Source organism: Pseudoalteromonas sp. A22 (assembly GCF_018141345.1).
GTDB lineage: Bacteria > Pseudomonadota > Gammaproteobacteria > Enterobacterales > Alteromonadaceae > Pseudoalteromonas > Pseudoalteromonas maricaloris.
This window is the reverse complement of the sequence record NZ_CP047238.1, coordinates 2925223-2948283: the sequence shown is the minus strand read 5'-3', so window position 1 is coordinate 2948283 and position 23061 is coordinate 2925223. Positions and strand designations below refer to the sequence as shown.

Here is a 23061-nt window from a genome sequence, read left to right as displayed (position 1 = left end):
ATACTAATTTGTCTACATGGTAAGGCAAGTGATGAGCAAATACAGTTGGAGGAATATTTTCCTCCATTCAATCAGTTCAACTTGCTTAGCTTGACGCGAGGCAACGGACACTCGGGGTTTCACCGGGTTCGATGATATTAATATTGACCTCTTTTAAGTCACCGATTATGGGTTTCAAAGCTTTATCAAAACGATTTGCTGCCGCTTCGATTTTTTCGGCATAGTCGTCAATGGCATCAAAATTAGCGGCGTGACTTTCAATTACTGCCTCAATCTGCTTGGCCTTTTCTTCTTGTTTTGCCAGTAGCGCTTTATTGATCACAAGTCGATCGTCGTCTTCTTGTATCGCCTCTTTACTAATGGCTTCCATTTCTTTGCTGAGCAGTGCGAGCTTGTCTTCAATATCTTTCATTGGTAACTCAGAAGCTGACATATCAAGCTCTGCCGCTTTGAGTGCTTTGTATGCAGCCACCTGTTCGGCGTCCATGGTGTGTTTGATTATTGGGTTACAGTCTTGGTAAGCGATAAGCTGGTAGCTGCCTTGCGTTTGCGGCTCGGTTGGATTTGCATTGGAGTAGCCAACGCAGGCACTCACAGCCAGTGTTACCGAAATTATTAGTATTGATTTTGTGGTTTTCATAAGCACCTCGAAGGAGTAAGTCTGATTTACAAAATTAGTCGCGGTGTAGTTTGAAAAGGTTGGTTTTAGATGCGCAAGTATTAGTAACAAAATATGAATCGGGCAGTGAGCTTAGAATTAGTTGCTACTTTTATCAGGCGCTTGGCATTGGTGCTGTGCAATTTCTTCGGCGTATTTGGCTTTAACTAGTTCAACGTAATGGTTGAGGTTTTTATCAGGACGTACGGTAAAGGTCCGCTCACTTTTATGTATCGCGGTGATACGGTCCAAGCGAAATTCACGGTAATCACTGCGGAGCTGACAAAATGCGACCAGCGTCCACTTTCCACCCCAATAAACCAATCCGAGTGGCTCGATGATACGCTGGGTTTGTTGCTTTGCAACGTCTTGATATTCAAGTTGTACACACCGCTTAGCCGCAATGGCGAGCCTAAGTGTAGCGCTAAAGGATTGTTGTTGCGGTCCGTGCTTAAAACTTGAGACCAAATAAGGGGAGTGGTCATGCTGTTGTTTGAGGTGAGCGGGTAGCACGGCCTCGATTTTGGCAATGGCCGCTTTTGCATGCGCGCTAAGTTCGGGATCCGTCCATGCTCCAACCATTTTACTACCAAGTAACAATGCGGTGAGTTCATCATAGCTAAACATCATCGGGGGCAGTGGGTAGTCACCAATAATATAGCCGACACCTGCTTCCCCCTCAATTGGCACGCCAGAACTTTGTAAGTCCTGAATATCGCGATAAATCGTACGCTCAGATACCGTAAAGTGATCGGCCAATGACTTGGCGGTAACCGCTAATCGTCGACCCTTGAGCAGATCCACTAACTGAAAGAGACGTTCTGATTTATGCACGAGTTTTCCTTGTTATTCAAATCTCAGATTAATTAACCGCTACATGGCGTTTGAGAGAGCACATTACTGTGACTAATGGTGACACTCTCGCTGTCTATGTATTGCGTTAATCTTTGGCATACTTCGGTTGTTGGGAATTGTGCCGACACCGCTTTTGCATGCTCCATCGATTGCCAATAAATAATATCTAAATACTCGCCAGTCTGACTGTCTTTAGTCAACGAACGATATAGTAACCCAGGTTGCTGTTCAACCCACTCGGTAAAAGCTGGGTTTACACCCATAATGTCACTCTCTGTAGCACCAAGAGCCAATTTAAATTTTACAATCTCTACGACATTTTGTTGCATGGTCTTTCTCCTTTTTGAGTTCAAAAAGAGTAAACCACGATGTTGTGTCAGGGAGTGTCAGTAGTGTTTAAATATACAGTGCATTTTATATCGAGGGCCTGTTTATCTTTCAAGTTTGTTTTTGCAGCAGCTTGATTGGTATTTATACAAGGCAGAGTCTGCGTAGCATAGTTGTTCTATGTAAGTCAGGCGATAACACAGTAGAAATGCAAATCAAGCACTGCCCTTTGGGTTCACCTGAGTGCGCTTTGTTCATTGTTGCTCAACTTTTGCCTAGATTACTAGGCGGCAAGTCGAGCGTCGCGACCAAAACACACTCAGGAGAACAAAAGTCAAACAGCAAAGATCAACAGGCCCTGGCAAAACAAAGGATCTGTATTAGGATTTAGGGTACTGCAATTGGCAGGATTAACCGTGTAAAGGATAAGGAAATGAAATTAAGTACAAGCATATTTGCAACCAGTTTGGTTGCATCCGCTATCTGCGCTTCCCATGTTTTTGCAAAGGACACAAATGACAGCGATGTCAAAAGGCTGCATGTCTTGGCAAAGCAAGTCGCATCACAAAGTATCAGTGGGTCGTATACTTTTGCTATCAACTGTCATACTAACCCCAGCTTACTGAAACGTGCCGTTGAGCAAGTAAGTTGGCCTGTCGATGAAATTACCTTTGCTATTCAAGGACAATGTCAGGGCCCAATTAAGATCACGAGACCTGGTATCACCATTTCGGGGTCTGATAATACTCAAGATGTTATCTCTGCGGCGTTAAGCGGCGTGCAGCCGACCGTATTAGTGGAGTCTGGTTCGGTTAAGCTCAATAACTTAGGGCTTGTCAGCACCGCTCAGCAAAGTAGCGTAACGGTGACGGCGCAGGGAATGGCAAGATTGGATAATGTCGCGACTCAAGTGCAAGGCACTGAGCCTGAATACCACTATATCGTGACAGATAATAGTAATCTTTACTTAAGTAATCTTAACCAAGCTAAAGTGAAAATAGCAGGGGGCGCTTTTGCTGAATTTGTAGCCGGCAATCAGGCGATGACAGCATATGTGTTTGACACCGCCAATGCTAGAAGTACCCAAGGGAACCAGTTCGACGCAGTACAAGTTGCTGGAAATGGCTACTTTTTAGCAGATGGGCAGTCGCATATAAACCTATTAATGATCTGGAGTAAAGGCGCCGCCGAAATCGACCAGCAAAGTAGTGTTGGTGAACTGATGATGGGCGGCCAAACCTTGTTTGCTGCTTATAGAAACTCGACCTTGTCAGGGCCTTACAGCTTCTTTGGGAACGTGGTTTTTGAGTTGGAGCACTCCTCTGCGACAAATTGGGTAACGCAAGAAAGGCCGCACTCACTGTTTTCTGGTAATAATGCCGTCGTGAATGGCGAACTATTTCCAAGTTGGAGTTGGCAAGGACAGGCGCCACAACCTGAGTGACCTGAGCTTCAAAACAATGAGTTAGCGTATTTCTTATTCAAACCTCAGGTTGAGTAATTTATGCTACTACGCCGCTTGGTATTATGCTTTACTACTAAGCGGCAACGATTAACCTAAAGGCAGAAGAATAAGATGGATCATCAACAAGTACACGACTACTTGCTTGCAAAACCCTATACCAGCGTAAGTCAACCTTTTGGTGAAGGCGTTGATGTATATAAAGTGAAAGACAAAATGTTCGCGACGTTGGCGCTTGGTAAAATGGGCAAAGAAGATGACGAGCATCCCCATTGGCGCGTAAATCTCAAATGCGATCCTGATGAAGCGCAAGCGCTGCGAGATATTTTTAGTGCGGTGTTACCGGGTTACCACATGAATAAAAAGCTCTGGAACACGGTGGTGCTCGATGGCTCCATTCCTACTGGAGAACTTGAGCGGATGATGGATAACTCATTTCGCCTTGTAGTCGAAAAAATGCCGAAAAAGCAGCAGGGGATTATCCTTGCGCAGCATCAATAGACGCACAAGCGACTTGGTACACGGCGTTCACTTTAGGCTCTGTGAGCGCTTGATTTGCCACAACAAAATGTACCGGGAGCGAAAAGTCTAGCAAACTCGACAAGGCAACTTCTGCTCCTTGATCTGCAATGGCGTTGGTTTCAATAAAACTCACGCCGAGCCCTGCCTTAACTAAAGCCAAGCGGGAGCGCTCATCCGCAGCATTAATATTTACCGAGTTTACTTCGCTTAGCTGTTGATCAAGTTGCTTATCAAAAGGGCAGCCTTTTCCCATACGTATCCACGTCATCTGTGCTAATTCGGCTTTATGTGATGGCACAGGCCAAGATGCAGGATAAGCGGTGGTAACTGCAACTTCTGTGAGCGGTACCGCGCTAAAATGTGCAGGTACTTCGCCATAAATAACCCCACCATCAAGTAGCCCATCACTGAGTTTGTCGACGATGACACCACTTGAGAGTAATTCCAGCGAAAAAGAAAGACTTGGAAAGTGCTGGTTGAGTGTTTTTATCAGTGCGCCAAGTTCGCTCGAGGTGCCGATAGGGTGGTTCAAGCCAAGTCTGAACTCGCCTGTGAGCAGTGTTTTGGCTTGTGCTGCGGTATGCATTAAATCATTTGCACTTGCAAGCGTTAACTTAGCTTTGTCTAGCAAGATCTTACCTTGTTCTGTGAGCTGCATCCCTTTGCTAGAACGATGAAACAATACGGTATTGAGTTCTTCCTCAAGCGCTTTGATATGGGCGCTGATAGCAGGTGGTGTGGTGTACAGTCGTTTCGCTGCTGCTGTTAGATTTTGGGCTTCTGCAACCGCAACAAACGACCTTAAATGGTAAAACTCCATTGCACTAAACTCAATTACGTATTGAATACCACCAGTTTAAATGAGCTTGCTGCGATTGCCTATTCTGAAATGATGAACATCGCCTTCAAAAAATATGAATTCATTAACGCCGGTCGAGTGCGTAACGTAGTTGACCTCGGGTGAGGTTATATAGATCTCAGGTTATTTAAATAGGAGTTAAAAGATGAAAGTAGAAGTATCACAGTATTTTGCAATGAAGCTGGCTTACGAAACGGATTGTGCTGATGTTTATCAGGCGATGTTAACGGGGCAGCAGGATTTTGTGCTATTTGATGTCAGGTCGAATGAAGCCTTTGCCAAAAGTCATGCTCAAGGCGCAGTCAATATGCCAAGCGCAGACATAAGCGAACTGACGATGACTAAGTATGACAAGGTTACGCCAATCGTGGTTTATTGTTGGGGTCCTGGGTGTAATGGCGCAACAAAGGCCGCGTATAAGCTTGCAAAAATGGGCTATCAAGTAAAAGAGATGATAGGTGGAATTCATTACTGGGAGGATTTCGAGCGTTACCCCGTTAATCGCCGAGTGTCTCAGGCACAAAGTTGATGTAGGTGCATTTTTATTCATCTCATGATTATACTGTTATTCATTCACGGCACATTTATCAGTGTGTAAAGTGAGTGAATAACGATAATAACAAGGGAAATATCATGTCGAAACTATTGTACTGCGCCATATTTTGCTCGTCTTTGCTAAGTCAGACATCCTTCGCCACTGACTCGGCTCAACATCAAGTTGAACAAGTTGCTCATAACCTCTTACCTAAAGTGCAGTTAGAAGGCCAAAAATATAAACCTGTAGATTTGCAGACGCGTCTTCAAGAAACGCATTTGCCGGGCTTAAGCCTTGCCGTGATCAAAGATGGTAAAGTGGTGTGGGCTGAGGGGTTTGGCATTGCAGATAAAAAGCAAAATCGAAAAGTGACCACTGAAACACTGTTTCAGGCAGGGTCAATTAGTAAGCCCGTTGCAGCGCTTGCGGTATTAAAGTTAGCACAAGACGGTAAAGTCGATTTAGATGCTGACGTTAATCAATATCTCACCTCTTGGAAAGTACCAACGAACGAATTTACCAAAGCCAATCCTATTACTTTGAGACAGTTAATGACCCACACTTCGGGGCTTACTCAACATGGTTTTCCGGGCTACGTGCGTGGTAGTAAAATTCCAACCGATGTTGAAGTCTTAATGGGCAAAGGCAATACCGACTTAGTGACGGTTGACACTTTGCCAGGTAAAGCTTGGCGCTATTCTGGCGGTGGTTACACCGTAATGGAATTGCTCGTGGCAGATGTGACAAAAATGCCATTTGAAGAGTATGTCCAACAGGCAATTTTAACTCCGTTAGGTATGCACAACAGTACCTATGCGCAACCACTACCGAAAACGTTATGGTCAAAAGCCAGTGCTGCGTTTGACGATAAAGGCGAGCAAGTCGAGGGGGACTGGCATGTTTATCCAGAACAAGCCGCTGCTGGTCTTTGGACCACTCCGGTGGATCTCGCTAAATATATTATGGCCGTACAACAAGCGTATGCAGGCAATACCGTGGGGCCCATCACACCAGAGCTGGCGAAGCAAATGCTTGAAGTTCATCATGACGTATGGGGTTTGGGACCAGAGCTTGAACAGCGTGAGCAAGGACTTATCTTCACCCATGGTGGTAAAAATAAAGGCTTTAGCAACCGTTTTGAAGCATATGTAGAAAAAGGCGAGGGGATGGTGTTGATGTCCAATGGCGACTCAGCGAGTACCGTATTTGGTGAGCTTCGCATTGCCATCAGCGAACATTACGGCTGGGATTTTCTACGTAGTAAAAAAATAACAGCGATTACATTATCTGAGGCACGCGCAAAGCAATTGGAAGGCCTGTATACTTATGAGAAAGATCATCAGTTTAAAATGAAAATCACCCGAGATGGTACGCGATTTAACGTCTTAGATATGGCTCGCGATAACCTGATGGCATTCGTTGCCACAGAGGAAGACACCCTGATTGAGCTTGAAGGGGGCGCAGATGTCACCATTGAAACGAATGACAAAGGTGACATCACTGCGGTGATTTGGCGTGGCCTATATCGTTTTGAGCGGATTTAATCGGAAGCTTCACTTCAACGTGTAGCCCGCCAAGCGGGCTGTGGTTGGCGCGGATAGTACCATGATGCGCCAACACAATATGTTTGCTAATCGCAAGTCCAAGCCCCGAGCCGCCAAGATCCCGACTTCTGGAGTGTTCACAGCGATAAAGTCGTTCAAAAATTTTATCTAGCTCCGAGGTTGCTACTCCTGGGCTTGAATCTTCCAGTGTGATAATGGCATATGAGTCGACTAAGCGTGTATGTATTAGACTGGTTCCCGCTGCATCGGTGTAAAAATGGCTGTTCCGTAAAAGGTTCAGGATGACCTGTTTTAGACGCTGTGGGTCGCCTTCTACCAGCAAGACTTGCTCACTTAAATTACAGCGCAGAGATTGCTGCTTTTTCGCAAAAACAGGCGTGAGTTCAGAGCAGCAATCCTTGACAATGGTATTAATATCAAGCAGCCTGAGCTCTAACGACATCACATTATTGTCAAACCGAGCGGACTGATAAATGTCCGAGATTAAGGTATCTAGTTGGTTGATTTTACTGTTCACTTTTTTATAGGCGACATCAATATCAGGTTCGATATTAAATTGCATCGCCTCAATTGTCAGTTTTAGTCCGGTTAACGGGGTACGCAACTCGTGAGAAATATCGGCGAGCAATTGGTTTTTTTGCTCTAAAGCCCGCGCGGCCATGTGCTGTTCTAAGACTTCTAGTTTTTGTTTCTGGCGTTGTCTTAAAAAGTATATAGCAAGCCCAGCGAGCAGCAACAGCACGGAGGCGATGGCCAAGCCTCGCTGCAACTTCAGGTTTTCTAAATTTGCTTGTTGCAGCGACTGCTCTTTTTGTAACAGGCTAAGTGCTTGTTCCTTTTTCACAAGCTCTATGTTTAATGCCATTTTGTACGCTTTGTTTTTATCGCTAACCTTCTTTAGTTCAGTTTGTGCTTGCTGATATTGTTTTAATTGAGCAAGCGCGGCTTCAAATGCGCCAGCTTGTTGATAAATTGCGGCCAGCTGTTTGTGAATATCACTTTGCGTTTGAGTGCCAAGCTGAGGTTGCTTTAGTAATAGTTCAAGCTGTTCTTTGGCGTCTTCACTCTTATCTTGAGCCAAATAGACATTAGCAAGTGCCAGCCTAACGGTGCGCTCTGTTCGGTTGGCACCGGATTTTATCGCAAGCGTAAGCGCTTCATTTGCACTATTTAAGGCTTCATTCACATCACCTTGAGCTAGTTGGACATTGACTAAATTACTTAATTGCCAAGCCGTGTCGCTGTCAGCCTCCATTTTTTTTGTTAGGGCAAGGCCGTTTAGAATAAACACCTGAGCTTGTTTATACTCTCCCTGTTGATATAAAACTTGGCCAATCTTACCGTAACTGTTGGCGATATGACGCGGATTACCTAATAGCTTATCAACCCTGAGCGCCTGCTCAAAATGTGATAGTGCAAGAGGAAATTCTTCTAAATCACGGTAGAGTTCGCCGATGTTGTACAGTGAGTTGGAGATCCCTTGCTGGTTATTGCGTTTGCGCTGAAGCATAAGAGATTGTTCATGGAAGCTGATAGCTTGCTCAATTTGGCCCATGTAATCGTAAACAATGCCAATTTGGTTATAGAAACTTGCGAGTCGCGGAACATCATTAATGCGTTTTGCAATTTGGATGGCCTGCTCAGCATGATTTAGCGCGCTACGGTAGTTTGCCCGAAAGCGGTTAATATGAGCAAGGCGATCATGAATATCTGCAATTAACCGCTCATCGGCTTGAGAGGTGGTGTTGAGTGCCAGCTCAAGCTTTTCTTCTGCCTCTGTTGCACGATTTTGACTAAGTAGCACCGTGGCGTGACTCAATAGCAATTTACTCTTGGCATCAGGATCTGCCACTTTATCTAACACCTGATTGAGCTCATCTATCGCCTGATAAGCAGTTTCATAATGGCCAAGCAAAGAGTGAGCTTCAATCTTCATTAGGCTGAGTTTAAACCAAGCTGCTGAAAGATAAGTTGGAGTCGTGTTTTTGTTTAGGAGTGTGTCAATTTCTTCAAGCGCAACAGATGGGTTATCGGTTAACAGCAGCTTCAACGTTTCAAGCGTGGGTAATAGTGCACTGGCATGGGTGGAAAACGGAGTTAAAAGTAAAAATAGCGTAAATAGTGCTTGGACAAAAAGCAACCTAACTCTGTTTAACACTGCAAAAAAACCCATTACCAACAAATATATCTGCATTATAGTTGATAACCATGGAGCAAATATAGAGGAGTATTTACTCTAAATTTTCAGGCTCTATGAGTTGTTGTTGCATGTGGGCAATTAATTGTGGAAAAAAGACATTAAATCCTGACTCTAGTTGTTGATAGTGCTTTGTAATATCCCTTTCACTGCCAGCAAATTGGTTTTGAAAACGAATACGTTTAGCGATGTTATCGAGTGCATGGCCCACACCAGCTACTGATTCATAGGTGGCAAACCAATCATTTTGTGTCATTGCGCTAACGACTCGTTGCATGTGCGCAGGCATGATGTGTAAGTTATCGTGCAGCAAGGAAAAGCTCTGATGTTTAAAGTCGTCAAGTGAGGTGCTGTGATATTGCTGCCAGTGTTTAATCAAAAAGTGGTCATATAACACATCCAGTGCAATGCCTGCAAAGCGGCGACGCGCGGGCGAAAAAAGTTGTTTAGCAGATTTTGTAATCGAGTGGCTATCGGTAAATTTATCGACTTTTCTATGTGTTTGTAGACCAAGTTGCACAGGTTTAGGCAGTGCTTGTATATTCACGCCTTTTTGAAAGTCACCGAGCAAGTTGCCAAAGTGCGATGCGGCAGTCGGTTTGGCAAAGTACAAATGCGCCAAATAATTCACAGAAACATCCCCCAATAATTCACTCTAAAACAGGGTATCGCATTTGTCCGCACATACAAATACCCGCATATATAAAGCACTGCTTAATTCAGGAAGGAGAAACTTAGCTTAGGCTATGCTTGTCTCCGTTACTGAAAAAATCAGGGGAAGTGTGATGGCGTTAACGGCTGAATTGAAGCAGAAGACCAAGCGATTAATAGAATCAAAAAATATGCTCAAAGGGATCACGGTTGCCTCTTTTTTAGAGTCAACCATCGTGCCTATTCCGCTTGAAGCCGTGATGGTGCCGCTTATGCAAGCAAGGCGAGAAAAGCTATGGCTAATTGCGTTAATGGCGACGGTTGGATGTGTGATTGGTGCTTTATTTGGTTATGCGTTGGGTTACTATTTATTTGATGCCGTGGGGGATTCCGTTATTGAGCTGCTGTCGAGTCAGTCTCAGTTTGATCAAGTGAAAGCGCAGATGCAAAGTCAGGGGTTTTGGTTTGTGTTGACCTTAGGTATTGCGCCAGTACCTTTTCAGATTGCCATGTTAGCAGCAGGCGCCACAAAATTTTCACTATTACAATTTCTAATTGCAACCTGTATTGCCCGTTCACTACGTTATTTTGGCTTGGCGGCGGTCGTTTACTTTGCTGGTGATCAGGCCGAAAAGCTAATTAAAAAACATAAAATAAAAGCCGTTATTCTCACAACGGCCATTGTGCTGCTCGCATGGTGGATAGCTAGTCGCTAGTATTTTCTATACAAAAACTTTGATTCATTTTGTGAGCGTGCAAAAGCGAGTAAATCATCGCTCAGTATTAGTGGCTCTGACACTAATGTTTGATACTGTTGATAAAAATTATGAGGGGCTCCGGCGTGCTCAAATAAAGTGAGCGCTGCTTCTCCCTTGCGTACATACTCTCTGTAATCTTTGGGTTTATTCAGTAATTGAATATAGGCAAGATAAAAAGGCTCAAATTCAGCATGTCTTTCAGAACCTGCCTGCTTTAGCATGAGATCAATATTGTACAACAGCTCGCTTTGATGCTGCATCGTCTCAATCAACTTGTTTTGATCTTGGCGGATCATTGAGGCTACTACTCGTTCGTCAAAGTTATTAAGTTGTTCGGCCACTGTTTGATAAATCTTTGCAAATTGAGCTTGATGTAAGACACTGAACTGTTGTTGCAAGTGGCGTAAAAAAATAGCTTCCTGTTCAGCTAGTAAATCTCGTTGCCGCTTTGCTTCTACTAATACCGCTTGGTAACTCTGAGATTGTCTTTGAGTATTTTGCAGTGTTTCAATCTGCTCAGTAATTGTTTTTATCTTAGTATTTATGGCAAGCAGCTTTTGATTGATCTCGATAGTATTCCACTTGCTAGGAGAGTGGTTAAAAAAAGAGGTGAACGATATTTCATTTTTACTTGCTGTCGTGTGCAATTGGACTAATTCATCAATCAATTCAGTCAGTGGGTAATCGATAGATAACGCACGCAGCAATGTATCCGCTTGCAATGAGTTATTAATATCTTTGGATTGTCCAGCTCCTATCTGGGCTGTAACAATGTTGCCGTTGTCATAGGCGCGTTGCGCATCGGATAGCAAAGTGGAGGCATTCAATGTTTCTAGGTATAACGCTTGCCACTTATTATTATCATATTCATTGAGCGACTTGAGCGCGTTAAGTTGGGCATCTAAATTTCGTTGCTGTTGAGCAAGGGTTAATTCTTGCTCTATCTTGGTAATTTCTGATGGCGTGCAGGCCGCTAATGCAGTTAGAAATATAATAGAGAGTAGTTGCTTCATATCGTTATTGTTTTGTATTCCTTTTGTCTAACGTTAGCATCATCACTGCAATGGGGCAATATTCCTATATTGGGTATATATTTCGATATTTGCCCACACTTGTATTGTTCAATGGCTGTCTGATCTGCATTTTGCTGGCTGTCGCTGAGTAATAACCTTGCTTATAAAAGTGAAGTGCATTGTCTTGCCAATCCAACTCGAGAAATTGACAGACTTCCTTCATCACTGCCTGAGGCATTTCTACCAGCGATTCATAATTCACAAACTTAATTTGAGTCGGGTGTTTTTGTGCAGCATCTCGCATAAATGCATAAGTATCATCATACATAGCTTGAATATCTTGCATCCGGTATGAGTAGCCATGGAAGGGGCTATTCGTTTGATATAGCTGACGGAAGTTTGCGATACAAGTATCTGTTCTGTCTCGCTTCATCACGACAAATTTTGCGCGTGGAAACGCCTTTGCGAGTAAATCGATAAAGAAAAAATGAAATGGTTGTTTGTCTATAAAACGTTGAGCACCAGCAACGGACTGCGCGGTGAAGAGACGGTATTGCTCAATGGCGTTAGCTTCTTCATAGGCGTGGCTGATATGTTGAATATTGCTGTTGTAGTCATGAGAAAATCTAAGTGCTTGGGGCATTATATTGGTCTCTCCCAGCGGTTGTAGTGACAATTGCGCTAAGATCTGCTCCATTAAACTGGTGCCTGAGCGTGGTAGCCCAATGATAAATACTGGTGCAAGCGTTTGCTCTGGAGCAAAATCAATAGGCTTGTCTAGAAGCTTGCCAAGTGCTTGAAAATAGCCTGTCATTTGTTTAGATGAATAGGAAATTTCGGCACTTATCGCTTGTTTACTGGCAATAAGGCTTTGCCATGCCTTGGGATAATTTTCCTGCTTTTCGTATTCGAGTGCCTGCGCATGGTAAAGCCGTTGTAATGTAAGTGGTGCAGTTTGCGCTGTTATTTCAGTTGCTAACTGAGCGATGCGAGTTGATGCTAATTCTACAGGAGTAAGCTCTGAGTAGGCTAACTGGCACTTTGCATTACTAGGGTTTGCTTGCACTAAAGAGGCAAGCAGCGTCAGCGCTTGTGCTAATTCACCAGACATCTTTAAATGCATTGCATAGTTGAGCGCAATTTCAGGACAGTATGGTGAGCGTGTATAGGCATGGCTAAAATGCCAACCAGCGTCAGTATATTGGTTTAATCTCAGTAATATATTTGCGAGGGTATCGTGCTCAGATCCCGACAACTGTGTGTTACCTAGCAAATGCAGAATATAACGCTTTGCCACTAATGGTGCTTGGGTAAAAAGCGCAAGTTTGGCAGCGCTCAATGAGTAAAGTGCGCAGGGAAATAAACTTAGGCACTTGTCGTAAATTTTTTGCGCTTTACTGAGGTTACCGAGTGCGATATTCAATTCGGCCAATAAGGCGTACGCGTAGTGATCGTTGGCATTGATATTAATGCGAGCGACTAATGCGTGATGCGCCGTTTGAAATTGACGCTGTTGAATATAGCTTTGGATCTGATTGTATGATGTCATCGCAACGTAAAGAGAGTGAAGGTAACTTCACTCTCTATTTTAGTTTTTTGCTGATTATAACTCAAACTGGTAGTTAAGCTTGACCCCAACGGTACGAGGTGTTGTGACATAGTGTCCGTACACTCGCTGCTGCTCAGGCAAGGCTTTGTTTAACGCCGCGAATTTAGCTTCACCAGCCCAAGACTTGTCGCGTCTTACCGAGGTGAAAGCAAATTTGTCAAACAGGTTGTCGACATAAAAAGTGACGGCCCATTGCTCGCTTGAAAGCTTCGCACTGAGGTTAGACAAGGCAAAGCCTGGTAATACCTCTCCGTCAGCTTTGAGTCCGACTTTCGTGTATACGTCACTCTGTGCGGTTACTCCATAATTAACGTTAAGCATTTTGTCGTCGAACACTTCCTGCTCGTAGCTTAAACCGAATGAGAACTGCTGTTTTGGCGCGCCAGGTAGGCGGTCACCATCTGTACCGTCATAGTACGGCTGGTAAAGCGCGATTTCTTCAGCGCTATAGTCACCTTCTTTGAATACCGCAAACAGGGCTGGTGCATCATCAGTTAGCTGTGCTTTTGCATAAGAATAGTTTGCATACACCGTCCACTGATCGTTCAACATAGCCCGGGTTGATAGCTCAATCCCACTAGAGTTCGCAGATCCAGCATTGGAGGTAATGATCTCTTGGCCGTTTACCGTCACGGATGAGATCTGTGCATCTTCCCAATCAACACTGAATAATGCGGCATTAAAATGCAGCTTGTTATTCAGCCATGTAGATTTTAATCCCAGCTCATAGTTAGTGGTGGTATCTGGTTTATAGCTAAGCTCATGCGGCAGTGCACAGATGATCTGTTGCTCTGGTAGTGTTTCTGGGCACGACTCCAAACCGTTACCACCGCCTAATCTAAATCCTTCACTGACCGTGAAGTACGTCAGCAGTCCATCTTGCCAAGTGTAATTGGCATTAAACTTAAACAAACTACCATTGTCTTTGGCACTGACTTGTTCAAATGAAATTTGCTCAAGGCTTGGCAGGCCACCAGAATAGAGCGGGGTTTCAGCCGCTGACTCAGTTTTAACATCATAGCGATAGAAACGAGCGCCCACTGTGATATTAAAATCGTCTGAAAATGCATAGCCAATTTCGCCAAACAATGCTGACTCTTTGCTGGTGGCATTGGTCAGTGCAATATACTCAAGATCTTGCTCAATATTGTCGATTTCATCGCCCCAAAACTCCGTGAGTCCTGGCGTGTACTCTCTATCGTCCGAACTAATTTCTTGTTTGCTGTAATATACCCCTGCAATCCAATTTAGCGCGTTATCCCCTTTAGAGACTAAACGGATCTCTTGGGTAAAAGTGTCTTGATCTGTGGTGTCTTTAGTCAACGCGGTAAAACTAGGAAAATCCGCATAACCCGGCCAAATATCATAAAGTAGATCGGTTTGATCTCGTTGGCCTTGTTGTTCTTTGCTTGACCAACCGGATGCCGAAACTAAATCAGCAAACTCTAAATCGGCGTTGATTTCAAGGCTAAGCAGGTCGTCTTCTTGTTCGTTAGGTTCAAGCACACGGTAGGCTGACTCGTATGGTTTAATAGAATCGGCAAGCGGGTGCTGTGCTGCAAGACTTTGATATTGTGAAATTGAGTTAGCGCCATTTTCTTGCTTCTGATGAAAATAGTTTAGTGTTGTATCGATATTCTCACTCACCAACCAACGTAGAGAAACCCGTGTGGTTGTTATGGTCTCATCATTTGCATCCGCAACTGCGTTGATGTTTGCTTTTACATCCTCAGCATTGGACCAATCAGGATCTGGGTTTGAAACGCCAGTTTGCTTAACCACATAACTGTAATCCATAAAGCCGGGGTTGTGATAGCGGTTAATGCTCGCACGAACGGCTAATTCATCCATCACTACAGGCATATTGAAGACAGCACCCACTTCATGACCATGACTGTCACTTTCATTGATACTGAATAAGTCACCACTTAGTTTACCTTCAATAACGTCAAGCACTGGCGCTTTAAGCATGGTTCTAATCGCACCACCTAGCGTGCCTGCACCGTAAAGCGTACCTTGTGGGCCGATCAAGACTTCAACACGTTCGATATCGGTTAGTCGCAAATCCACATTGATTGGGATTTCGCCTAGGTAAGTTGCCACTGTCCCTGAGTCAGAAGCACGTTCCGACGAATTAGTATTCAAGCCACGAACAATAATAGGTGAGCCCTCACGGCCACCTTGTTCTGTGATTGTCAAACCAGGAACCCATCTTGCTACATCTTCAAGGTCGCCAATATTTTGGTCGCTCATAACATCGCTGTCGACGGCAGTAATGTTTAATGGCGCTTCTTGAACTGTGCCTGCGCGTCGAGTGGCTGTTACTTGAATTCGCTCAATTGACTTTTCTTGAATCTTACTTTCTTCAGCTTGTGATTGATTAACAACAAAAAAACTCGAACTAACAGCTAGTGCGACTAAGCTTGGATGGAGCTTACTCATGGATGGTGGAACCTCAAATTAAGAATTAAACGTGACGAAATTTCAATCTTTAGAAATGGGTAACTATGCAGGTGGTGCATTTCTGTCCCGAGTTTAGAGAGAATTTCATACAACCGGTGGTGAATTAACTAGCCATGTTTTGTTCATGGTTTAGGTAAATTTAACCACCCTGAAACTGCGGCGCATGCTAACATGCCTATTCGTATTTTGTGAATAATTATTTTGATTTTTTGAATGGTTATCTCTTTTTTAAATAAGGTGATTTGCGAAAATTTTCAAATAGCTTAGAGTATTAACTCCGTATGTTTCTTTTGTACGTCGATTATCTTAAGGAAAAACAATGAAAAAGCTGATGTTTGCATTGTTGGCATCTTGTACGTTACTTGGTTGCTCTGACAGTGAAGTTGGTGATGTGTCACTCGGTCTATTTACGCTCAAAGATATAAAATTAGACTCTATGGTTGATCCCGTTGTAACGGGTGTGACCTGTCATGTGGCGAGTGTTGAAGATGATTTGAGCTTTTCGGACCCAAGCGATAGCTCTATTTCTTGCCGTCAAACGAGTGAAATAACACCGGCAATGCTGGCGAATATAGATAAAAGTGATTCAGGCGAAGTGGTATTTAAAAAATCAAAAAGTGTGTTTTTTAAAGCAATGAAGGTGAGAAGGATCTTTGATGCAAAAAATCAAACCTTGATGTACTTAGCCTATACCACTAAGGAAACCTCTGGTAGCTTTAAGCATAGTTTATCAACAGTGCCATTATGGGGAACTAAGGCTTATCAAGGTGTTAAAACCAATTAATTCGAATGTTGGCTAGCACATAAACCAACACGTTTTGATAATTGCACTTAGTAAATTATTTTTGTTTGAATTAAACCTTTTTGCTCACGATTTCGACTAAGCTTAGTAGTGATAAGTTTAGGAGAAATCGTGATGTTAAAAACACGCTTTTTAGGGAAAACGGTCAATATTGCATTTGCAGTGATGACTGTATTGTTTGTTATCTTAACGTTAACAACTGATGCTCATAGCATCTCATCTCAAGCAACTCAGGTTGAGGTGTTTAGCCAAGACGAGGTGATTACCGAGTCCAAATCGAAGTAAGTTTGGCTGTGATTTATCTTGTTTTACTGATTAGTGCCATTTGAAACGATGAAAATATAATATAAATATTGCGCTCGGCTCAGTCTCTGTTGCGCGTGGGATTAAGTGCATAAATTTGCATGAAGTTTTTATGACATATACTCATGCTTCACTTACGCTCTGTATAGCGTATAAACTCTAAACTACCATCTCTGACTCATCTCATTAATAGTCTTAACTAGGCTGTCACCAAATTTGTAATTAATTTGTTGCGTTCTCCCCAGTCTGCATTAGCTTTAATTAGGGACTAAAAAAAAAGCAGCGCAGTTTGCAATCGGATATATGCAAGTTTCTGTTTTAAAAAATACGAATTTTAGCTGACGTACCCTTTATTCGTCTGACTAAAACGCTCACACACAAGGAAGAAATATGGCACGCCAATTCGATAACTTTTATAGTCATGGGGCAATTAATTTTAGTGATTTTATTAATTGTGTTTCTAGCTTATATACTGGTCCAGACTGCTTGGATGACAGTACATTAAGACTGCTTGCTGAGATGTTGTATCGGTTATCGCAAAACAAGCAATTTCTCGCGGCTCAAGTTGCGGGCAGCAGTAATTACCAACATCATGGCCGAGGGATGTTGGACAATGATGATCTATATGTACTTTATGAAAATAAACGACCATTTTTTAAAGTATATGCGCAGATTTGGCATCCAATGCCAAAGCGGGGGACTCAGCGCTGTTTTATTCCGCAAGTGCGGGACTACAATTTTACGGCATTGACAACCAATTATTTTGGCCCCGGTTGTGGCAGCAAGCTGTATCAATATGAATATAGGAAGGACTTACAGCAAGGCGAGCATTGTGATTTACAGTTTGGGCAGTTTTATCAATTTACCCCTGAATCTGTACTCTTTACAGAAGCGTCGAGAGATGTGATAGCGCAGGCTTTACCTAAAAGTTTGAGTATCACCATCAGCTTACAGTTGGAGCAAAGGCCACATGCTTGCTTTGTGTTTGACAAGTCATCTGGTCGCGTGCAGCAGATTATTGCTGACTCTGCATTTGGCCACAACGCAATACCTGAACCTCTGCTGCTTGAAGACTAAGCACTCGGATCTAAGGTTATGTACTTTAGTTCAGGTGTAGAGAAAGTAACTTATTTTGCAGGATTCTATCTTTTATAGCTGTAACAAAAGCGCAAATATGTTACTTGTAGTTGCATCTATGAGAATAGCGTGAGCACTTTATTGCATTCTGATTTCTCAATGAATGAAGTGCTTATATCAAATTGAACAAGTGTTCAGTAAAATTGGTATGACTATTCTATCACCAGTCTGATCTGCACTGGTATTTTTAGCTTTGACAACAACCCTAATGGAGCGGCGTAATAATGAATAAAATAAGCTTGGTAGCACTCTCTGTCGTGCTAGGTTTGAGCGGATGTGCTCAAGACAAGCCGGTAACGGAAACTACATCTGTTGCTAAAACCACTGAATCAACTCTCTCTCGTGCAGAAATCGACAAAGTCGTAGAACAGTACACCAAGCAGTTTATTAACCACGAACCCGCACTTGCCACTTCGCTCAAATTATCAAGTAATGAATATGGTCACTATGCTAATAGACTGCCGGATTACTCGGTTGTCGGAATGCAGGCGCTCCAGGTGGATATGAACGCAGCCGCAGATAAATTAAAACAATTACAATCGGGCGTGGCGAACTCTGACGACTTGTTGCACCTTAAAGTAAATGAAGTTATTGCACGTTATTATGCTGGCGATAAAGGCTTCTCAGCGGGTTATATTGATACTTGGGGCGGGCATCTGCCATATATTGTCAATCAATTGTCTGGCCCATTGCTGGATATTCCGAATGTACTTAAAGACCAACATGGAATAGAGAGCGAGCAAGATGCAAAAGACTATGTTGCGCGCCTAAATGCCTTTGTTGAAGTCACGAAGCAAGTTGCAAGTAAGGTAAAAGCGGATGCCAATAAAGGCGTAATTTTACCAAAAGTATTATTTCCAAACACGCTAGGTTATTTAGATAACTTCACGGCGCCAAGTGGTGCAGAACATCCTTTGGTTGCGTCGTTTAAAGATAAACTTGCGAATATTGATGGTATTACGGATAAAGCCGCCGCTGAATATGTTGCACAGGCAACACAAATTGTTGAGCAAAAGCTTTATCCTGAATTTAAAAATGTGTCTGCGATTATGCACGCTCTAGAGAGCAAAGCGCCTGAAAATGTTGGCATTTGGGCCCAACCAAATGGCGAAGCTTTCTACCAGCATGAGATCACCTATTTGGCAGATTCTGATATGAGCGCGGAAGAGATCCACCAAATTGGCCTTGCTGAGGTGGAGCGTATTTCAAAGCGTATGGACGAAATCCTCAAGCAAAATGGCTATTCACAAGGTACTGTTGGTGACCGGATGAAGCAGCTTAATGAAGAGTCGAGATTCTTATATGCGGATTCTGACGAAGGTCGTGAAGCGTTATTATCGTTCTTGCGTGGTGAAATAGGGACAATTTTACAAAAAGCGCCAGATTATTTTTCTACTATTCCACCGCAACCTGTTGAAGTTAAACGTATACCAAAAGCCGTGGAAGCGGGTGCACCGGGTGGTTACTACAACGGTCCATCGCTTGATGGAAGTCGCCCAGGGGTATTTTCAATCAACCTAAAAGACATGAAAGCAGTACCAAGCTTTGGTATGAAAACCTTAACGTATCACGAGGCGGTTCCTGGTCACCACTTCCAAATTGCGCTTAATATGTTGCAAACAGAAATCGGTTTGATGCGTCAAAATGCCTCATTTAATGGCTATGTTGAGGGCTGGGCGCTGTATTCAGAGCTATTGGCTTACGAAATGGGGATGTATAAGGACGACCCATTTGGAGACTTAGGGCGTCTGCAAGCTGAGGCATATCGTGCTGCTCGACTGGTGGTTGATACGGGCCTGCATTATAAAAAGTGGACACGTGACCAAGCGATCACCTATTTTGCTGATGCAACCGGTACGGCGATGAGTGATGTGGTATCGGCTATCGACCGTTATATCGCTTGGCCAGGTCAAGCGCTTGGTTATAAGTTAGGTATGCTTAAGTTGGTTGAGCTCAGAGAGCACGCTAAGCAACAGCTAGGTGATAAGTTTGATATTAAAGCATTCCACGACGTGGTGTTGCTAAAAGGCGCAAGGCCAATGGCGCTTGTTGAAGAAGATATCAAGACTTGGATTAATTCTCTGAAGTCGTAAATATACTTTTCGGCTTGAAGTCAGTGAAAGATGCTGGCTTCAAGCTGATGTTATTTAAAAACCTCTATTTCTAGGGCCTGTTGACCTTTGCTGTTTGATTTTTGTTCTTCTGAGTGTGTTTTGGTCGCGACGCTCGACTTGCCGCCTAGTAATCTAGGCAAAAGTTGAGCAACAATGAACAAAGCGCACTCAGATGAACCCAAAGGGCAGCGCTTGATTAGCATTTCTACTGTGTTATCGCCAGACTTACATAGAATGACTATGCTACGCTGGCTCTGCCTTGTATAAATACCAATCAAACTGCTGCAAAAACAAACTTGAAAGATCAACAGGCCCTAGCACTCGTTCACACTTACCGTACTTAAATTCACTATCATAACCTGAGCTTCAGATAATTAATGCCTTTCTAGCAGCCAGTTTTAGCGCTAACTGCGTTGAATTCACTTCCAATAGCCAGCTATTGGTGCGTAAATTCGCCTAGTTATCCCCAAAACTCTCTGGCTAGATAAGAAGATAGTTTAAGGTGATTAAAAAACAATGAGCTAGCTCATTCCTTATCCAAACCTCAGGTTATCATAATTTGCAATTCGGCTTTGCCACGGCATTTTCAATAATTTCTTTGCTGCGATGTATATCTTTCTTTTTCAGCTCAAGTCCTGCCTCATCTTCATTTTTGACCGGTTGATAAGCGAGTTTTGCATAAAGCGCAAAGTGATCAGACCCTATGTTGTTGAGCCTTTTAATATCGATCACTGTAAAATGGTGACTCGCAAACAAATGATCTAGCGGCCACCGTGCAAACGGGTACTGTGCATGAAAAGTGTTAAACATGCCTCGGCCAACTCGCGGATCAAGAAGCCCACTTATTTTCCTAAATAACCTCGTGGTTGGTGACCAAGCAACATCATTGAGATCGCCAGTGACTATGGTGGGCAAAGGCTCATTTATGACGCGTTTGGCAACAACCACCAGTTCTGCATCTCGCTCAATGGCCGTTTCGTTTTCGGTGGGGCTCGGCGGTGCCGGGTGCAAGAAATGGGTTTGGATCATGATATGGGGAGCGAGCTTGAGTTTTGCATGTATCGAAGGCACACCTTCCTCAACGATATATTCACATTTTGCCTCGTCTAGCGGGTAGCGAGAATAAACGTGCATGCCATACAAATTGGATTGTGGACATTTAACGCTGTAGGGCAGTATATCTAACAACGAGTCTAATTGTTGCTCCCATAGCTCATCACTTTCTAACGTGACTAAAAGATCAGGTTGATGTGTCCGGACTTGCTCCAATAGTAGATTAAATTGTCGATTGGTTTGCAGGACATTGGCGGTGATCAAACTGATTGTGTCAGCATCGGTTGTCGCTTTTTTTACCTCGACTGGCCAAAGCGGGGTGTAGGGTAAAATCCACCACAGTTGAAAACTTAAACAACCTAATAGAGCAATGACAGCAAGCGCGGCTACGCTTTGAAGATCAAGGTAGAAAATGGATAGCAGTAGTGTAAATGCAGTAATAACAGTGAGTTGAAGCCGTGGGAACTCCATTGCTCTAACACTCCAATGCGGATGCTTAGCAAGTGGCAATAACGTAGCAAGTAGGATAAAACCACACAGCGCGACGATAACCCAAGTCATGAAATTCCTCAGCAAATAGATGAATTTAAGAAGTATATTTCATGTTAGCTGAAATCGCTGTGAATAGTATCGGGTTTAGACGGTTGCCTAAACCCGATACTCGTTCAGGGATAACTAGTCGAGATTAGTTTTGGTACGGAGTGTTTTCCGCAAAATATTCATGGCTGTCAGCATTTTGAATCGCTTGACTTGGGTTTGAGTTTGCTAAGTTTTTCGCACCAGATTGGCCATAAACGATGTCATCTGTACCAGCAACGGCATTAAAGTGACTTAGCTCATGAACAATCGTGCCCGCACGTGAATCTGTACCTAGCTCATTTGCGCTCCAAAATGCGCGACATAGATAGACTTTGTATGGTTGATTTGGGTATACATAAGCAAAGTATGATTTGTTACAACTACAGTCAAAAGTGAGATCTTGGTTGTCGATTGCATCATTGATTGCATTGAAGTTAGATTTCACGGTTGCATAACGGCTGCTTGTCGCTGCGCCAAACCAAGTTTGATAACGCGTAGATGGGTTGCTTGCTGAGTGGCTATTTAGGTAAGCAACGGAGTCGTTAGTGATCTGGTCTGCAGCATTTAGTGCTGACAAAATACTGGTTTTTTCACTGTTACTACAACGACCTGTAAAACAAGTGCCATCAGTACAATCAGCCGCGCCTGCAGCTGGTTTTGCATTGACTTGAACATTGCCCTTCGTCATCGCAACGCCTTCAAGCCATAGATTGACCGAATTTGAGCTGAGTTCTGCTACATCGGCACGCATCATTGATTGCTGACCCATCGTTCTTGTAGTCATGCTTGGGATTTCTTTTTTACCGAAAAGATCAAATGATTCAACATCATAACTAATTTCGTAGTTACCTGGCTGGCTAAGATCATAAAGGCCTGAAAGCTCAAATGATTTAGTGAGCGTTTCGCCAGACTTTAACTTGATAAAGTCAGCTTCAGTGGGAGCTGGGCGTTTGTAGTGAGGACCAAAGAAATTAACTTCTTTACCATCACGCGTAATTTTGAAAATATGCTCTTCTTCAAGGTCTGTATACCAACTTAAGATTTTCTGATTGCCTTTACCCTGATTGGTGATGTTTAGCGTCGCAATAACATCGCCATTGCTTTTTGTGTCGACATCAACGCTTACCGCTAGGTCTTTATTCATTGCTTGAGCATTCAGTGATGCGGTTACGGCTGCCGCGAGTAACCCTGTAGATAGTGTGCGTGATAGTAGCTTCATTATTTCTTCCTGTTGAGGTTGCTACAGTCTCTCGGCTGGCAGGTACAAAACCAGTGGCGAGGACTGAGTTTACTTGTTGTCATTTCGTTATTTTTAAAGGTGAATTCACTCTTCACTTTTAATTAACAATAATATATTCAATGTTTCAAGCAGAATTTTTACAACAGAGCTAAAAAATTCACATTAAAAAATTACCAATAATTTCAAATAACTGTAATGTTATTGAAAAGTATGGATAAATTTAATACAAAACTGGGGAGAGTGTAGTTGTGAATTTATTGTTTCATTCACATTGGTTTACATTGTAGTGTTTGAAATGGTATTCCAACCGGAGCAGAAGTGGCACTGATGTTATCTAGCTAGCCATTATCAGTGCCAAA

At 43.2% G+C, this 23061-nt stretch carries 21 protein-coding genes; 10 read left to right on the top strand and 11 right to left on the bottom strand.

What is annotated here, in order from left to right:
* Positions 1–85: 85 nt before the first annotated feature.
* From GSF04_RS18115 to GSF04_RS18105, 3 genes are all read right to left on the bottom strand, one after another.
* Complete coding sequence (locus tag GSF04_RS18115; protein ID WP_211858229.1) at positions 86–640, bottom strand: hypothetical protein; 555 nt, start codon at positions 638–640, stop codon at positions 86–88.
* A 117-nt stretch (positions 641–757) separates the two neighbouring features.
* Complete coding sequence (locus GSF04_RS18110) at positions 758–1492, bottom strand: YafY family protein (RefSeq protein ID WP_211858228.1); 735 nt, start codon at positions 1490–1492, stop codon at positions 758–760.
* A gap of 32 nt (positions 1493–1524) precedes the next feature.
* Complete coding sequence (locus tag GSF04_RS18105) at positions 1525–1842, bottom strand: hypothetical protein (protein WP_010375910.1); 318 nt, start codon at positions 1840–1842, stop codon at positions 1525–1527.
* A 206-nt stretch (positions 1843–2048) separates the two neighbouring features.
* Between GSF04_RS18105 and GSF04_RS23530 the strand changes: the two genes are divergently transcribed.
* The 3 genes from GSF04_RS23530 to GSF04_RS18095 all read left to right on the top strand — a co-directional run bounded on the left by GSF04_RS23530 (position 2049) and on the right by GSF04_RS18095 (position 3803).
* Positions 2049–2231, top strand: a complete 183-nt coding sequence (locus GSF04_RS23530; protein ID WP_312026954.1) for a hypothetical protein — start codon at positions 2049–2051, stop codon at positions 2229–2231.
* Between the two features lie 42 nt (positions 2232–2273).
* On the top strand, positions 2274–3284 hold the full coding sequence (locus GSF04_RS18100; protein ID WP_211858227.1) for a hypothetical protein: 1011 nt from the start codon (positions 2274–2276) through the stop codon (positions 3282–3284).
* Between the two features lie 132 nt (positions 3285–3416).
* Positions 3417–3803 carry an MmcQ/YjbR family DNA-binding protein gene (locus GSF04_RS18095; protein ID WP_010606232.1) on the top strand — a complete coding sequence of 129 codons (387 nt, stop codon included), beginning with the start codon at positions 3417–3419 and terminating at the stop codon, positions 3801–3803.
* Here GSF04_RS18095 and GSF04_RS18090 read toward each other — a convergent pair.
* Positions 3781–4644 carry a LysR family transcriptional regulator gene (locus GSF04_RS18090; protein ID WP_211858226.1) on the bottom strand — a complete coding sequence of 288 codons (864 nt, stop codon included), beginning with the start codon at positions 4642–4644 and terminating at the stop codon, positions 3781–3783. The two genes, GSF04_RS18095 and GSF04_RS18090, sit on opposite strands and share 23 nt — an antisense overlap.
* A gap of 184 nt (positions 4645–4828) precedes the next feature.
* Between GSF04_RS18090 and GSF04_RS18085 the strand changes: the two genes are divergently transcribed.
* Both GSF04_RS18085 and GSF04_RS18080 read left to right on the top strand, forming a co-directional pair.
* Entirely contained in the window at positions 4829–5212 is a 384-nt protein-coding gene (locus GSF04_RS18085) for a rhodanese-like domain-containing protein (protein WP_211858225.1), read from the top strand.
* A 104-nt stretch (positions 5213–5316) separates the two neighbouring features.
* A complete protein-coding gene (locus tag GSF04_RS18080) occupies positions 5317–6762 on the top strand; it encodes a serine hydrolase domain-containing protein (protein ID WP_211858224.1) in 1446 nt (481 codons plus the stop codon).
* Here the strand turns inward: GSF04_RS18080 and GSF04_RS18075 are convergent.
* Together GSF04_RS18075 and GSF04_RS18070 are read right to left on the bottom strand one after the other, a co-directional pair.
* Positions 6716–8923, bottom strand: a complete 2208-nt coding sequence (locus GSF04_RS18075; protein WP_249122412.1) for a tetratricopeptide repeat protein — start codon at positions 8921–8923, stop codon at positions 6716–6718. The two genes, GSF04_RS18080 and GSF04_RS18075, sit on opposite strands and share 47 nt — an antisense overlap.
* A gap of 91 nt (positions 8924–9014) precedes the next feature.
* Complete coding sequence (locus GSF04_RS18070; RefSeq protein ID WP_211858222.1) at positions 9015–9611, bottom strand: ACP phosphodiesterase; 597 nt, start codon at positions 9609–9611, stop codon at positions 9015–9017.
* Positions 9612–9765: 154 nt separating this feature from the next.
* Between GSF04_RS18070 and GSF04_RS18065 the strand changes: the two genes are divergently transcribed.
* The gene (locus tag GSF04_RS18065) at positions 9766–10347 is read left to right on the top strand and encodes a VTT domain-containing protein (RefSeq protein WP_211858221.1); all 582 of its coding nucleotides are present in this window, start codon (positions 9766–9768) and stop codon (positions 10345–10347) included.
* Here GSF04_RS18065 and GSF04_RS18060 read toward each other — a convergent pair.
* From GSF04_RS18060 to GSF04_RS18050, 3 genes are all read right to left on the bottom strand, one after another.
* Positions 10344–11402: a hypothetical protein gene (locus GSF04_RS18060; protein ID WP_211858220.1), complete on the bottom strand. Its 1059-nt coding sequence runs from the start codon at positions 11400–11402 to the stop codon at positions 10344–10346. The genes GSF04_RS18065 and GSF04_RS18060 overlap by 4 nt on opposite strands.
* Before the next feature lie 64 nt (positions 11403–11466).
* Entirely contained in the window at positions 11467–12951 is a 1485-nt protein-coding gene (locus tag GSF04_RS18055; RefSeq protein WP_211858216.1) for a sulfotransferase, read from the bottom strand.
* A gap of 54 nt (positions 12952–13005) precedes the next feature.
* Complete coding sequence (locus GSF04_RS18050; protein ID WP_211858214.1) at positions 13006–15453, bottom strand: TonB-dependent receptor; 2448 nt, start codon at positions 15451–15453, stop codon at positions 13006–13008.
* A gap of 340 nt (positions 15454–15793) precedes the next feature.
* Between GSF04_RS18050 and GSF04_RS18045 the strand changes: the two genes are divergently transcribed.
* The 4 genes from GSF04_RS18045 (at position 15794) to GSF04_RS18030 (ending at position 19809) form a co-directional block, all read left to right on the top strand.
* On the top strand, positions 15794–16258 hold the full coding sequence (locus GSF04_RS18045; RefSeq protein WP_211858212.1) for a CreA family protein: 465 nt from the start codon (positions 15794–15796) through the stop codon (positions 16256–16258).
* 129 nt (positions 16259–16387) lie between these two features.
* Positions 16388–16561 (top strand): hypothetical protein, encoded by a 174-nt coding sequence (locus tag GSF04_RS18040; RefSeq protein WP_162484726.1) that lies wholly within the window; start codon positions 16388–16390, stop codon positions 16559–16561.
* Positions 16562–16969: 408 nt separating this feature from the next.
* Positions 16970–17656 (top strand): transposase, encoded by a 687-nt coding sequence (locus tag GSF04_RS18035; protein WP_211858210.1) that lies wholly within the window; start codon positions 16970–16972, stop codon positions 17654–17656.
* A 284-nt stretch (positions 17657–17940) separates the two neighbouring features.
* Positions 17941–19809, top strand: coding sequence for a DUF885 domain-containing protein (locus GSF04_RS18030; RefSeq protein WP_130125932.1), 1869 nt, complete (start codon positions 17941–17943; stop codon positions 19807–19809).
* Positions 19810–20382: 573 nt separating this feature from the next.
* Here the strand turns inward: GSF04_RS18030 and GSF04_RS18025 are convergent.
* Together GSF04_RS18025 and GSF04_RS18020 are read right to left on the bottom strand one after the other, a co-directional pair.
* A complete protein-coding gene (locus GSF04_RS18025; protein ID WP_039496761.1) occupies positions 20383–21444 on the bottom strand; it encodes an endonuclease/exonuclease/phosphatase family protein in 1062 nt (353 codons plus the stop codon).
* Positions 21445–21568: 124 nt separating this feature from the next.
* A complete protein-coding gene (locus tag GSF04_RS18020; protein ID WP_017216277.1) occupies positions 21569–22681 on the bottom strand; it encodes a M35 family metallo-endopeptidase in 1113 nt (370 codons plus the stop codon).
* Positions 22682–23061: the final 380 nt, after the last annotated feature.